The organism is Streptomyces lavendofoliae, assembly GCF_014649735.1.
Classification (GTDB): domain Bacteria; phylum Actinomycetota; class Actinomycetes; order Streptomycetales; family Streptomycetaceae; genus Streptomyces; species Streptomyces lavendofoliae.
Window position 1 is genome coordinate 242,613 of sequence record NZ_BMTP01000002.1, and the last position, 13,372, is coordinate 255,984.

The window sequence follows — 13,372 nt, forward strand, 5'->3', positions numbered from 1 at the left end:
GTCACGTCCCGCCGAGGAGCTTGTAGTAGTACGTCGTCGCGTGCGGGGTGCCGTCCGGGCTCAGGGCGTACCGGGGGATCGTGCCGGCGCGGGTCCAGCCGGCCCTGCGGTACAGGCCCTCGGCCGCGCTGCCGGTCTCGGTGTCCAGCACCAGCAGGGTGAGCCCCTCGGCCGCCGCTGCCTCCTCGGCCACCGCGAGCAGCCGGGAGCCCAGGCCACGGCCGCGGGCGTCGCGGTGGACCAGGAGCTTGGCGATGTCGCCGCGGTGCGGCTGGTTCGGCATGGCCGCCCGCACCAGGCTGATCACCCCGGCGACGGCGCCACCGGGGGCGTACGCCGCCCAGACGCTCCGTACGCCCCGGGCGGTCTCCCCGGCCACCCCGCGCCACCAGGCGGTCGCCTCGACGGCGTCCAGCGGGGCCAGGAAGCCCACGGAGGCGCCGCCCTCGACGGCGTCGCACAGGAGCGGGGCGAGCCCCTCGGCCGCCCGGGCGTCGATCTGCCGGGCGGTGAGGGGCTCGATCCGGTAGGCGGTACGGAGATCGTCGCTCATGATCAGAGCTTCACACGGCGGCGTTTCGGCGGGATGACGGGGTCATCCCCTCCGGTCAGTCACCGGGTGTGAAGCCCTTCGCGGCCTCCGAGACCTGGGGGCCGCGGACCACCCGGGCACCCCCGGGGACGGACTTGTCGGGCTGGATGATCACGCTCTGCCGCGACGAGGGCGCCTTCGGGTCGGAGAAGTCGTGCGTCATGCCGAAGCCCGCGTCGTGGGCGTTCAGCTTCAGCAGCGCCTTGCCGACGCCCTCGCGGGTCAGGTCCTTGTCCGCGCACGCCTTCTTCAGCGCCTCGCCGAAGACCTGCCCGGCCGTCCATCCGGCGACGACGCCGTTGTCCAGGGTGTCCTTCGGGTAGGCGGCGCGGTAGTCGGCGACCAGCTTCCTGGCGGCCGGGGTGTCGGCGCCGATCGGCAGGCTGGGGGTGGACACGTAGTACATGCGCTCCAGCGCCGGTCCCGCCTGGGTGGCCAGCAGCTGCGGCGCGTAGGCCGAGTTGTTGCCGATCACCGGGACGGTGAGCTTCACCGCCGCCGCCACACCGACGAGCGAGGCCGCCTGGCGCGGGCCGGCGCTGAGGACGACGGCCTTGACCCCGGCCTGCTTGAGCGCCGCGACCTGGGCCGACATGTCGTTGTCGGTCGGCTTGATCTTCTGCTCGACGACCGTCAGCCCGGCCTTCCCCGCCGCGTACTTCGAGCCCCTGAGCGCGTTCTCGCCGTAGTCGCCCTCGAAGTAGACGTGGCCCAGCTTGTCGCCCTTCGTCAGGCCCTTCTCCTTCAGCAGGAAGTCCACCGCGTTGATCGTCTCGATGTCGTACGTGGCGCCGATCACCCGGATGTGCGGGCTGCCCAGCAGCGACGCCGACCACGCCTGGGGCAGCACGAGCCCCTTGTCCTGGCCGTCGACGCGCTGCTTGACCGCCGCCACGAACGGTGAGCCGATGAACTGCGGGAAGCCCAGCACCTTGGGCTCCAGCTCCGTGTAGGCGGCGAGCGCCTTCTGGGGGTCGTAGCCGTGGTCGCGGACCGTCAGCTCCACCGTGCGTCCGCAGACGCCGCCGGCGGCGTTCAGCTGCTTGACGTACAGCTGCTGGGCCTGGGTGACGCTCTTGCCGAGCGTGGCGTACACCCCGGTCATGTCGGTGAGCACGCCGAGCCGGATCGCCTCGGCGTCGACGCCCTCGCCGGTCCTCACGCCGTCGGCGCCCTTGCCTCCGGCGTCGTCACCGGTCTTCGCCTTGGAGCTGCAGCCGGCCGCCGCCGTCAGGGCGACGAGCGCGGCGAGGGTGGCGGCGAGCCGCCGTTGTCTGCGCATGGTCATCGTTCCTCCGCTGTGGTACCTGAGGGTTGTGCGGGACGCCGGGCGGCCAGCCGGACCAGGCCACCGGGCAGGAAGAGCACGACGGCCACGACGGCGGCGCCGTACAGGTAGCGCGACGCCTCGCCGGGTGCGATCCCGCCCGTTCCGGGGGCGGACACCAGGGGCAGCGCGTCGCTGTACCGGTTGAGAACCTGCGGCAGCAGGGAGACGAAGACGCCCCCCACCACCGCGCCCGCCACCGAGCCCAGGCCGCCGATCACGATCATGGCCAGGTACTCGAGGGAGAGCAGCATGCCGAAGTACTCCGGCACGGTCCGCTGGAAGACCAGGGCCAGCAGGACACCGGCGAGCCCCGCGTACATCGATGACAGGACGAACGCGGCGGCGCGGTAGCGGGCCACCGGGATGCCGAGGACGCCCGCGGCGATGCGGTGGTCGCGGATGGCGTTCAGGGCGCGCCCCGGCCGGCCGCGCAGCACTCCGCGGGCGAACAGGGCGGAGCCGAGGAGCAGGGCCAGGCCCAGGTACCACAGCTTCTCGGCGGCACCGAACGGCACCTGGGCGACGAGCAGCTCGCTCTCGTCGAAGGTGACACCCAGCAGGTTCAGCGGCGGGACGGCCCGGCCGTTGAAGCCTCCGGTCAGGTCGTGGGCGTTGAACAGCACGTGCTGGCCGATGAAGATCAGCGCGAGGGTGGCGATGCCGAGGTACGCGCCGCGCAGCCGGCCGGCGATCGGGCTGAACAGGCCGCCCGCCACGCCCGCCAGGGCCACCGCCGCGACGGCGGCGAGCCAGCCGGGCAGCCCGAGACCGGCCAGTCCGTCGCTGCCGTCGCCGGCGAACGCGCAGTAGCCGTAGGCGCCGACGGCGAGGAAGAAGGCGTGTCCCATGGACAGCTGGCCGGTGGCCCCGGTGAGCAGGTTGATGCCGATGGCGCCGATGGCGGCGACCATGGCGAACAGACCGGCCTGGAGCCAGAAGCGTTCCAGGTAGAAGGGCAGGGCGAGGAGGAGGACCGCGCCGAGGGCCCAGGCGAGGAGCCGGGGCTTGGCCCGCCGCCGGGCGGGCGGTCGGGTGAGCGTGTCAGACACGGGCGAGCTCCTTCGTACCGAAGAGCCCGGCGGGGCGGATCAGCAGGACCGCGACCATGACGAGGTAGGGCGCCAGGTCGCCGATGCCGCGGCCGAGGAAGGTCAGGTCGCCCTGGTAGCCGGTGGCGAGCGACTCGGTGACGCCGACGAGCAGTCCGCCGACGAGCGCGCCGGTGGTGGAGTCCAGGCCGCCGAGGATGGCGGCGGGGAACGCCTTGAGGGCGGCCAGGGAGGTGGTGCGTTCCAGCCCGGGGGTCGGGAAGACGGTGAGGAAGAGGGCCGCGACGGCGGCGAGACCGCCCGCCACGGCCCAGGCGCCGAGCGAGACCCGGCCCAGCCGGACGCCCATCAGGGCGGCGGTCGAGGGACTCTCGGCGGCGGCGCGCATGGCCACGCCCCAGGAGGTGAACCGGAAGGCCAGCAGGAAAGCGGTGATCAGCAGGGCGGCGGCCAGGAACGCGGCGATCCGCGTCTGGGCGATGGTGACGGAACCGATGGTGACGACGGCGTCGCCCCACGGGTCGCCGAGGGAGAGCACGTCCGTGCCGATACGGCGGGCCAGCTCGGTGGTGAGCAGGATGTCCACGCCGATCGTGACGATGGCGAGCACACTGTGGTCCCGGCCCCGGTAGCGGCGCATCACCAGGAACTCGACGGCCGCGCCGACGAGCGCGGCGCCCGCGACGCCGACCGCGAGCGCCAGCCAGAAGCCGATGTCGTCGTGGAGCACGGCGGTCACGTAACCGCCGGCGAGGAGGAGCGAGGCGTGGGCGAAGTTGACGACCTCGGTGGCGCGGAAGATGACGACGAACCCGAGGGCGATGAGGGCGTAGACGGACCCGAGGGCCACTCCGCCCAGGAGGAGTTCGGCGAAGGTGGTCACTCGGCGGTCTCCTGTCCGAGGTAGGCGCGGACGACGGCCGGGTCGTTCTGTACGTCGGCGGGGGCGCCGTCGGCGATCCGGCGGCCGAAGTCGAGGACGGTCACGGAGTCGGCGAGCCGCATCACCACGCCCATGTCGTGCTCGACGAGGACGATGGAGATGCCGAGGCTGTCGCGGACGCCCGCGATGACGGCGGCCGTGCGGCGGCGTTCCTCGCCGGTCATCCCGGCGACGGGTTCGTCGAGCAGCAGCAGCTTGGGCTCCATGCACAGGGCGCGGGCCAGTTCGGCGAGCTTCTGCTGCCCGTACGGGAGGGAGGCGGCCGGCTGGTCCAGCTTGTCGGCGAGGCCGGTGAACTCGGCGATCTCGCGGACGCGGGCCCGGTGGCGGGCCTCCTCCCGGGCGGCGGACGGCAGTCGCAGCCCGGTGGCGAGGAATCCGGCGCGGGTGAGCCGGTGCCGGCCCAGCATGAGGGCGTCGGCGACCGTGGCGTACGGCGGCAGGGCCAGGTTCTGGAAGATCCTGGCGACGCCGAGGGCGGCGATGCGGTGCGGGGGCAGGCCGGTCAGCTCGTGGCCGTCGAACCGCACGCTGCCGGAGGTGGCGCGGTAGACGCCGGACAGCACGTTGAAGGTGGTGGACTTCCCGGCGCCGTTGGGGCCGATGACGGCGTGGACGGTCCCGGGGGCCACCGTGAAACCCACCCCGTCGAGGGCGGTGAGGCCGGCGAACCGGACGGTGAGGTCCCGGACTTCGAGGGTCGTCACGCGTCCTCCCAGCGGGCGAGGTGCGGCACGGCCGCGGCCGGGGCGTCGGCGGCGGCCTGCTCGTCGACGACGCCGAGGTAGCGGCGGCGTACCTCGTCGGAGGCGGCGAGCTCGCCCGCGGGCCCCTCGATCGCGACCTCGCCGACCTCCAGGACGTACGCGTGGGAGGCCAGGCGCAGCGCGAGCGCGGCGTTCTGCTCGACGAGCAGCACGGAGGTGCCCTGGGCGTTGATCTCACGGACGGTGTCGGCGATCCGGGCGGCCATCAGCGGGGCGAGGCCGAGGGACGGCTCGTCGAGCAGCAGCAGGCGCGGGGAGGCCATCAGGGCACGGGCGACGGCGAGCATCTGCTGTTCGCCGCCGGACAGCAGCCCGGCGCGCTGGCCGGCGCGCTCGGCGAGGACGGGGAACAGCTCGTGGACGCGGCGGACGGCGGCGGCCCGGCCGCCGCGGGCGGCGGTGAGCGCGCCCGCGCGGAGGTTGTCCTCGACCGTCATGCGGGCGAACACCTGGCGGCCCTCGGGGACGTGGCACAGTCCGGCCACGACGACCCGGTCGGGTGGCAGTCCGTGCAGCGGGCGGCCGGCGAAGGTGACGGTGCCGGCGGTGGCGGCGCCACCGTGGAAGGCGAGCGTGCGCGAAAGAGCGCGCAGCAGTGTGGACTTGCCGGCACCGTTGCCGCCGAGGACGGCGACGCAGGCGCCCTCCGGAACGTCCAGCGAGACGTCGCGCAGGGCGGTCACGGGTCCGTACCCGGCTGTCAGCCCCCGCACGTGCAGGGCGGCAGCGCTCATGGATTTCCCCTCGTCTGTGTGTTCGGTGGCGCTCACCCCAACACCGGCTCCGGTCGCCCGTCCACGTTCGCGGCGGGAATCGCTGCCGTTGCCCAGCGGGCGTCGGTACGGGTTGTGCACGCGCACAACACCGCGTGTCAGAGGCGTGCGCACCGGGGTGCGGCGGTGGCATCCTCCCCGCCATGGGAGCCCGGAGACCGCGTACGGGGGACGACTGGAAGCTGCTCGCTCAGGCGTGCGCGGCGCTGCTGGAGCGGCTTCCGGAGCTGGTGGACGAGCACGTGCGGGAGCTGCACGACCACTCCCCCGCGTACGGCCGCGTCATCGGCTACGACCAGCACTGGCAGGAGGCGCGGGACGCGATGCGGATCGGCATCGAGACGATCTCGGCGCCGAGGGCGTCGCCGCGCCGCGACCTCGACCACGCGGAGTGGCTGGGACGGCGGAGGGCGGAGCAGGGGCTGCCGCTGGACCTGATGGTGCACGCCTACCGGCTCGCCGGCCACCAGGTGTGGGACGCCCTGCTGGAGGGCGCCGGGTCGGACGCCCGGCGGCTCGCCGTGCTGATGCAGTCGGCCACGATGGTGTGGTCGGCGGTGGACGCGCAGGCGGACACGGCGTCCGAGGCGTACCGGGCCACGGAGCTGGAGCTGCGGCGCCGTACCGACGAGCAGCTCCAGGCGCTGCTCGACGCGCTGCTGGAGGGTGCCCGGTCGGCGGAGGTGGCGGCGCGGGCGGCGGCGGGGCTGGACCTGCCGGAGCGGGGGCGGTACGCGGTGGTGGTGCTGCGCACGGCGAGGCGGGACCTGACGCACCGGCGGCTGGAGGCGGAGGGGCTGCGCTTCGTGTGGCGGATGCGGACCGACTGCGAGGTCGGGGTGGTGTCGCTGGACGAGGGGACCGGGCTCGACGCGCTGGCGGAGCTCATGGAGGGGCGGTGCCCCGGTCCGGGCGGGATCAGCCCGGTGGTGGTGGGGCTGACGGAGCTGGGCCGGGCGCGGCGCCTCGCGGAGCTGGCGCTGCGTACGTGTCCGGCGGACGCGCCCGCGATCGTGCGCCTGGACCGCCGGATGTCCGGCGCGCTGGTGGTGAGCCAGCCGGATCTGTCGTCGCTGCTGGTGTCGGAGGTACTGGGCGCCCTGCTGGACCTGGACCCGGCCGACCGGGCGGTGCTGCTGGAGACGCTGGACGTGTGGCTCGACTGCGAGGGCTCGGCGGGCCGGGCGGCGAGCCGCCTGTACTGCCACCGCAACACGGTGTTCAACCGCCTGCGCCGCCTGGAGCAGCTCACGTCGCGGTCGCTGTCCCGGCCGCGGGACCTGACGGAGATGACGCTGGCCCTGGACGCGTTCCGGTTGTCGCCGGGGTAGCGGTGGGGGCGGGCCGGCCGTTGCCGCCGGAGCGGCCGGCGGGGCGGCGGCGGGCCGGGGGCGATGGCCCGGCGCGCGTGGCGGTTGGCCGGCGCGCGTGGCGGTTGGCCGGCGCGCGTGGGGGTTGGCCGGCGCGCGTGCCCGTGGCCCGTGGCGGCGTGGCGGGTGCCCGGCGCGCGTGCCCGTGGCCCGTGCCGGCGTGGCGGGTGCCCGTGGCCCGTGGCGGCGTGGCGGGTGCCCGGCCCCCGGGGGCGGGGCGCGGGGGCCGCCGGCGTGCGTGGGGGCCGGGTGACGGTTCGCGGGCGCGGTGCGGGGCGTACCGGCAGCACCACCGCCTGCCCTTGGACGTCCCGCCGGACCGGCCCTCACCGCCCATGCGCGGTCCCGGCTTGGAGCACGGCGGCCCGCGGCGTACCGGACCGCCTTCGAGGGTCGCCGGGCCCCGGCGAGCCCCGGCGGCCGGTCGAGGGGACGGGAGGGTCGGGAGGGGCAGGAGGGTGGCCCGGTGACCCCGGTGGCGGCCCGTGTAGCCCGAACGGGTGCAGTCGATCGAGCCCTCTCGGCCGTTGATCCTGTGCGGCTCCCGCCGGCCACCCGGGGCCGCACAGGCACGGAACGCCCCTGACGGGGCATACGGGGCCCAACGGCCGCGTCTTCACCGATCGGGGGATCCGCCCATGACGTCCGACCTGCTGCTCGCCCTGACCGTCCCGGTACTGGTCTGCGCCTCGGGTCTCTACGCGCTCGCCGACGCGTGGTGGCGACGCCGCCACCCTGCGCTGAGGCCGGTGCCGTACCTGCCGGGGCGCGGGCCCGTCGTCGGGAACGAGCAGGTCGCCGTGGCGGAGGCCATCGTCGCCGACGCCTACGCCCGCTACGGCGCCCTCTACGACACCCCGGGCCCCGACGCCGGACCGTACGCCCCGCAGCAGCCCGCCCGCCCCGCCGGGACCGCCCCGGCGAGCCGGGTACGGGAAGGCGGCACCACCGCCCGGTGAGAGGGCGTCCCCGGGCGGACTCCCCTACGACAGGAAGTCGCGCGCGATGTTCGCCGCCTGGCGCTCCAGCAGCGGGCCGGCCTCGGCCATGCACCTGGCCGGGTCCGGCTCCAGCTCCAGCAGCGGGTAGGCGCGGCGGATGCCCGCCCTCCCCAGCGCCTCGGGCTGCAGGGCGAGGCGACCGCACACCGCGACGACCTCGACGCCCGCGGCGCGGGCCGCCGCCGCCACCCCGGCCGGGGCCTTGCCGTGCAGGGTCTGTTCGTCGAGGGAGCCCTCACCGGTGATCACCAGCGTCGCGCGGGACAGTGCGGGGCCGAAGCCGAGGACGTCCAGCATGACCTCGATACCGGGGCGGAAACCCGCTCCGAGGGCGACCAGCGCCCCGTATCCGATGCCGCCCGCGGCGCCGGCGCCCGGCGACTCGGCCAGCTCGGTGGCCCGCGAGCCGGTCGAACCGGCGAGGACGGACGCGAAGTGGGCCAGCGCGGCGTCCAGCTCCGCGACGTCCTCCGGGGACGCGCCCTTCTGTGGCCCGTACACGGCGGGCGCGCCCTTCGGGCCGGTCAGCGGGTTGTCGACATCGCTGGCGAGGACCAGCTCCACGTCCGCGAAGCGGGCGTCGAGGCCCGACAGGTCGGCGGTGGCGAGGTCCCTGAGGCCCCCGCCGCCCGGGCCGACGGGCTCCCCGTCCTTGTCCAGGAACCGGGCGCCCAGCGCGGCCAGCATGCCGGCGCCGCCGTCCGTGGTGGCGCTGCCGCCCACGCCGAAGACGATGGTGCGCGCCCCCGCGTCCAGCGCGGCGCGCAGCAGCTCGCCGGAGCCGTAGGTGGTGGACGTCAGCGGTGCGAAGACGCCCTCGGGGAGCAACTGGAGGCCCGACGCCTCCGCCATCTCCACCACGGCCGTGCCGTCGCGCAGCGCGTACGCGGCGGTCACCGGCGCGCCGAGCGGGCCGGTGACCCGTACCTCACGCCGCTCGAACCCGGCCGCCACCGCGGCGGCGACCGTGCCGTCACCGCCGTCGGCCACGGGCAGGGTCTCCACCTCGAGCCCCGGGACGACGTGCCGGAGCCCGGCCGTCACCCGCTCCGCGACCTGTACGGCCGTGAGCGAACCCTTGAACTTGTCAGCCGCGACGAGCACGCGCGCGGCCTCAGTTACTGCTCCGTCCGTCACCCTTGCATCCCTTGCTTTCGAACAGGCAGTCGCGCCGGGGCCGACCCTATCCGGAGGGTGAGACGCTGTGCCACCCCCTGTCCGGCGGGCGGACCCGCTGGTCAGGCCGACCAGGGCCAGTGGGCCGCCTGCCCGGCCTCCAGCAGGGGGACCATGCGGAACGCGGCGTCCGTCAGGCCGCCGAAGGTGTGCCGGGCGGCGTTCCCGGACGGGGCGTGGCCCGGGCGGTAGCCGGCGAGGTTCCAGGTGTAGACGGGCACGTGTGCCGGGACCTGCTCCGCCGGGTCGCCGTAGTGGCTGTACGCCGCCTGCTCGTCGGTGACGATCAGGACCCGGTCGTGGCCGCGGTAGTGCGCGCGCACCGCCTCCGTGGTGTTGGTGCCGCCCATGCTGTGGAAGCGGTCCAGGACCTTCAGGACCGACTCGCCCGCGCGGTACGGCACGGGCGCGTGGCCCGTGCCGAACTCGACCAGGTCGGCGTCGGCGGCTCGCAGGGCCAGCGCCGCTCCGAAGACGGCCGCCGCGTCGGCGCGGTTCAGCCGGGAGCGCTGGGACAGGGGCGCCCACATGGAGCCGGAGCGGTCGACCAGGACCAGGGTCCGGCCGGGCAGCGCGGGCACGTGTCCCAGCGAGTGGCCGAGCGCCTGCTCCAGCGGGTACGACCAGCGCAGCGACGGCGCGTGCTGGTAGGCGGCCAGGTACCGGAACGGGAACTGGCGGGAGGCGCCCACGGCCTCCGGGTCGGAGATCCGCGCGGCGACGTCCGCGGCGACCCGGTCGCTCACCCCCGCCTCGTCGAAGTTCCGCAGGTTGCGCAGGAGCGCCATCGTGCCCATGGACGGGATGACCGCCTCCCAGGCGGCCGCGTCCAGCGGGCCCTGGAGCCAGCCGGCCAGGGCCTCCCAGGTCATGCCCGCCTCCGCCAGTCGCGCCGCGCCGTCGGGGCCGGTGACCACGGCGCGGCGCTCGGCGACCGGCAGCCCCATCAGCGCCCGGTGGGCGGTGAGCATCCGGTGCGAGGCGGGCGGGAGCGCGGTTTCGGGGTGGTGGCGGCGGTCAAGGGCGTACTGGAACAGCTCGCCCTGCCGGGGCCTGGCCGGGTCGGGCGCGGCGTGCACCAGGTTGAGGACGTCGCCGAAGCGGTAGCCCTTGCCGTCCGTGTCGTACTTCAGCAGCGCGCGGGCGGTGTAGAGGCGCCGGACGGCGTCGGCGATGCCGCGCTTGACGGGCTTGGGCACATTGCGCCCGTACCGGGAGGTCCAGTAGCCGAGCAGTTCGCCCGGCTCGTCCGCGCGCTGGAGGACGGAGGCGACGACCTGCCGGTTGGCGGGGCCGTCGGTGGCGGTGGCCTCCAGGCGGGCGTGGACGTACTCGGCGGCGCCGACGAGGGCCGCGGTGCGCATGTTGCCCTCGCCCCGCAGCCAGCCCAGCAGACCGGCGGTCCACTCGGGGTCCTCGACGGCGAGCTCGCGCACGAGCCCGGCGAACCGGTCGTCGCGCTCGCCGCCGGACTCGTAGAAGGTCGTCTGCGTGACGAAGTTGGCGACGGCGAGCAGGAACAGCTCGGAGCGCGGGTCGCGCAGTACACCGGCGCCGCCCTGGTGGGTGGTGGCGCGGCCGGTCGACCGTACCGGCGAGACCGCACGGCCGAAGGCGGCGGCGGTGGCGGCCGCAGTGGCGGTGGCGGTCCGGCGGACGTTGAAGCGTGCCATGTGGATTCCCCCGAATTCGGTGGGGACGCACGGCGGACGGGGCGCCCGAGGTCGCCCGCCGGCGACGGCCGTCATCACAGCCGCTCCACCTCGCTGAGCCACACCGGCGCACGGCCGGTGGCGGGATTCGAACCCGCGCCCTGCTGTCCCCTGAGAAGTATCCGTCGCCTTCGCACCGGGCACCCCGTCCGCCGCGCCTCCCGAGATCAAGGTGGTCGCGGCGGGTTTCGTGGGAAGGAAGTAGCCGCGGCCGGCGCACCGGGAGGTGCGTGACGTACTGCTGTCCAGAGTTCAAGGCCGGCGGAACCGACAAGGTGCTCTACCGACTGAGCTACACCGGCCCGAAGCCGATGACGGGACTCGAACCCGCGACCGCCCCATTAGCAGTGGAAGTAGGTCCTGCCTTCGCACCTGGACGCTGTTCACTCTAGGGAGACGAACTGTCCGGCCGCCATGGATTATTCGCGCCCCCGGGTGGCTATGCGCCCGAGTCGCGGGTGTCGGCCATTCGTGTGACGCTCGCTTCATGACGTGGGCATCGTGGACGACGACCGACGTGTACACGGGGCGTGGCGGCGTCCGGACCGAGGAGCTCGGGATCGTCACGGGAAATGTCACCGTGCACACCACCTGGGCGGGCGGCGAGGCGCAGATCGCCGTCCAGTACAGCGGGGCCTCCGAATGGTTCACCATGACCGGCAGCCCCGTGCCGTGCCGTTCGGAACGGGACAGCAGGGATCTGCACGAGGCGGTGGTGGAGGCCGTCCGGGAGGGCGGCGGGGCCGTCGTACCGGCGCCGTCCCTGCCGTCTCCGTGACGGCGGGGCCGGGTGGGCCCGCCCACTACCCTGACCCCGTGACGACCACCGATTACGCGGCGTACATCGCCGGACTCCCCCGCGTCCTGGCCGGCGCCGCGGCGCTCCTGCGTGACGAGGAGGGCCGCGTCCTGCTGGTCGAGCCGAATTACCGGGACGGCTGGGCCCTGCCGGGCGGCACCGTGGAGTCCGACGCCGGGGAGACCCCGAGGCAGGCCGCCCGGCGGGAGACCCTGGAGGAGATCGGCCTGGACGTGGAGCTGGGCCCGCTGCTCGCGGTCGACTGGGTGCACGGCACGGCGCGGCCCCCGATCGTGGCGTACGTCTACGACGGCGGCGTCCTTGACGGCGACCGCCTCCGCGCCGTCCGGCTCCAGGAGGAGGAGCTGCTGTCCTGGAAGCTGGTGGAGCGCCAGGACCTGGCGACGCACCTGCTCGGCTCCCTGGGCCCGCGCGTGACGGCGGCCCTCGACGCCCTGGCGGCCGGCGGCGGCGCCCTGGAACTGGAGAACGGCCGCCCGGTGCGGTGAGCGGACGCGCGGCCGCACCGCACGGCGGCGAATCGGGTTGGCGGGGGCGGGCGGCCGCTGCGTAGCCTCGGCGGCATGACTCTCGTCGCGATCCTGAGCGGTGCCGGTGTCTCCACGGACTCCGGCATCAGTGACTACCGGGGTCCCAACGGGCTGTGGCGGCGCGATCCGGAGGCCGAGAAGCTGGTCACCTACGCGTACTACATGGCCGATCCGGACATCCGGCGCCGGGCCTGGCTGATGCGGCGCGACGCGGCGGCGCCGAAGGCCCGACCGAACGCCGCGCACCGGGCGATCGCCGAGCTGGAGCGCACACCGGGCTTCGCGGTCCGCGTCATCACGCAGAACGTGGACGGACTGCACCAGCTCGCCGGGATGCCCGCGCGCAAGGTGCTGGAACTGCACGGCACCGCGCGGGCGGTGGTGTGCACGGGGTGCGACGCGCGGTCGTCCATGGACGAGGCGCTGGCCCGGGTCGAGGCGGGTGAGGACGACCCGCCGTGCGAGGCGTGCGGCGGGATCCTGAAGCCGGCGACGGTGATGTTCGGTGAGCGGCTGGACCCGGTGGTGCTGGGTGAGGCGACGGGGATCGCCAAGGCCGCCGAGGTGTTCCTCGCGGTCGGCTCGACGCTCCAGGTGCAGCCCGCCGCGTCGCTCGCCGGTGTGGCGGCGGACCACGGGGCGCGGCTGGTCATCGTGAACGCCGAGCCGACACCGTACGACGCACTGGCCGACGAGGTCGTGCGCGAGCCCATCGGTACGGCGCTGCCGGAGCTGCTCAAGCGGCTCTGAGCGGCTCCGGGCGGTGCCGGGCGCGGGCGCCCCGGGGCGTCAGAAGAGGGCGTCCGCGGCCGGGACGGCGGCGCCGAGGGCGCCTTCGAACGCGAGCAGGCGCTGCTTGCGGTCGAGGCCGCCGCCGTAGCCCGTGAGGCCGCCGCTCGCGCCGATGACCCGGTGGCACGGGACGATGATGCCGACGGGGTTCTTGCCGTTGGCGAGGCCGACGGCGCGGGAGGCGCCGGGACGGCCGAGGACCGCGGCGAGTTCGCCGTACGAGCGGGTCTCGCCGTACGGGATCCTGCGCAGCTGCTCCCAGACGCCGCGCTGGAACGGCGTACCGGACAGGTGCAGCGGCAGGTCGAACTCGGTGAGTTCGCGGGCGTGGTAGGCGTCGAGCTGGCGGACCACCTCGCCGAAGGGGCGGGGGTCCGGGTCGCCGAAGGTCTCCTCCGGCGGGCGGTGGCGCTGGTCGGTCATGTAGAGACCGCTGAGGGCCCCGTCGGTGGCGACGAGGGTGAGCGGGCCGTACGGGCTGTCGACGACGGTGTGCCGGCGGTTCATCGGCGGGACT

At 74.9% G+C, this 13,372-nt stretch carries 14 protein-coding genes and 1 tRNA gene; 5 read left to right on the plus strand and 10 right to left on the minus strand.

Annotated features, from left to right (window positions below):
- Nucleotide 1 precedes the first annotated feature (1 nt).
- Genes IE109_RS03975 through IE109_RS04000 form a run of 6 tightly spaced genes read right to left on the minus strand, consistent with a single transcriptional unit; the run spans nt 2 to nt 5,415 of the window.
- Entirely contained in the window at nt 2-553 is a 552-nt protein-coding gene (locus IE109_RS03975) for a GNAT family N-acetyltransferase (RefSeq protein ID WP_189549078.1), read from the minus strand.
- Nucleotides 554-608: 55 nt separating this feature from the next.
- The gene (locus tag IE109_RS03980) at nt 609-1,880 is read right to left on the minus strand and encodes an ABC transporter substrate-binding protein (protein WP_189549079.1); all 1,272 of its coding nucleotides are present in this window, start codon (nt 1,878-1,880) and stop codon (nt 609-611) included.
- Nucleotides 1,877-2,971 carry a branched-chain amino acid ABC transporter permease gene (locus IE109_RS03985; protein WP_189549081.1) on the minus strand — a complete coding sequence of 365 codons (1,095 nt, stop codon included), beginning with the start codon at nt 2,969-2,971 and terminating at the stop codon, nt 1,877-1,879. Before IE109_RS03985 ends, IE109_RS03980 begins: the two co-directional genes overlap by 4 nt.
- On the minus strand, nt 2,964-3,854 hold the full coding sequence (locus IE109_RS03990; RefSeq protein ID WP_189549083.1) for a branched-chain amino acid ABC transporter permease: 891 nt from the start codon (nt 3,852-3,854) through the stop codon (nt 2,964-2,966). The genes IE109_RS03985 and IE109_RS03990 overlap by 8 nt, the downstream gene beginning before the upstream one ends.
- On the minus strand, nt 3,851-4,621 hold the full coding sequence (locus tag IE109_RS33680; RefSeq protein ID WP_189549085.1) for an ABC transporter ATP-binding protein: 771 nt from the start codon (nt 4,619-4,621) through the stop codon (nt 3,851-3,853). Before IE109_RS33680 ends, IE109_RS03990 begins: the two co-directional genes overlap by 4 nt.
- Nucleotides 4,618-5,415, minus strand: coding sequence for an ABC transporter ATP-binding protein (locus IE109_RS04000; RefSeq protein WP_189549087.1), 798 nt, complete (start codon nt 5,413-5,415; stop codon nt 4,618-4,620). Before IE109_RS04000 ends, IE109_RS33680 begins: the two co-directional genes overlap by 4 nt.
- Nucleotides 5,416-5,597: 182 nt before the next feature.
- Between IE109_RS04000 and IE109_RS04005 the strand changes: the two genes are divergently transcribed.
- Both IE109_RS04005 and IE109_RS04010 read left to right on the plus strand, forming a co-directional pair.
- A complete protein-coding gene (locus tag IE109_RS04005; protein WP_189549089.1) occupies nt 5,598-6,785 on the plus strand; it encodes a PucR family transcriptional regulator in 1,188 nt (395 codons plus the stop codon).
- Nucleotides 6,786-7,462: 677 nt separating this feature from the next.
- Nucleotides 7,463-7,783 carry a hypothetical protein gene (locus tag IE109_RS04010; RefSeq protein ID WP_189549091.1) on the plus strand — a complete coding sequence of 107 codons (321 nt, stop codon included), beginning with the start codon at nt 7,463-7,465 and terminating at the stop codon, nt 7,781-7,783.
- Nucleotides 7,784-7,807: 24 nt separating this feature from the next.
- Here the strand turns inward: IE109_RS04010 and IE109_RS04015 are convergent, their stop codons facing one another.
- The 3 genes from IE109_RS04015 to IE109_RS04025 form a co-directional block, all read right to left on the minus strand.
- Nucleotides 7,808-8,962, minus strand: coding sequence for a glycerate kinase (locus tag IE109_RS04015; RefSeq protein WP_189549093.1), 1,155 nt, complete (start codon nt 8,960-8,962; stop codon nt 7,808-7,810).
- 101 nt (nt 8,963-9,063) lie between these two features.
- Nucleotides 9,064-10,674, minus strand: a complete 1,611-nt coding sequence (locus IE109_RS04020; protein WP_189549095.1) for a TROVE domain-containing protein — start codon at nt 10,672-10,674, stop codon at nt 9,064-9,066.
- A 348-nt stretch (nt 10,675-11,022) separates the two neighbouring features.
- Nucleotides 11,023-11,092: transfer RNA gene (locus tag IE109_RS04025), tRNA-Ser, on the minus strand.
- A 108-nt stretch (nt 11,093-11,200) separates the two neighbouring features.
- On the opposite strand from IE109_RS04025, the gene IE109_RS04030 reads away from it, so the two are divergent.
- From IE109_RS04030 to IE109_RS04040, 3 genes are all read left to right on the plus strand, one after another.
- Nucleotides 11,201-11,491, plus strand: a complete 291-nt coding sequence (locus IE109_RS04030) for a hypothetical protein (RefSeq protein ID WP_189549096.1) — start codon at nt 11,201-11,203, stop codon at nt 11,489-11,491.
- A gap of 38 nt (nt 11,492-11,529) precedes the next feature.
- Nucleotides 11,530-12,021, plus strand: coding sequence for an NUDIX domain-containing protein (locus tag IE109_RS04035; RefSeq protein ID WP_189549098.1), 492 nt, complete (start codon nt 11,530-11,532; stop codon nt 12,019-12,021).
- A 75-nt stretch (nt 12,022-12,096) separates the two neighbouring features.
- Nucleotides 12,097-12,813 (plus strand): SIR2 family NAD-dependent protein deacylase, encoded by a 717-nt coding sequence (locus tag IE109_RS04040; protein ID WP_189549101.1) that lies wholly within the window; start codon nt 12,097-12,099, stop codon nt 12,811-12,813.
- Between the two features lie 39 nt (nt 12,814-12,852).
- Here the strand turns inward: IE109_RS04040 and IE109_RS04045 are convergent, their stop codons facing one another.
- Entirely contained in the window at nt 12,853-13,362 is a 510-nt protein-coding gene (locus IE109_RS04045) for a methylated-DNA--[protein]-cysteine S-methyltransferase (RefSeq protein WP_189549103.1), read from the minus strand.
- Nucleotides 13,363-13,372 lie beyond the last annotated feature (10 nt).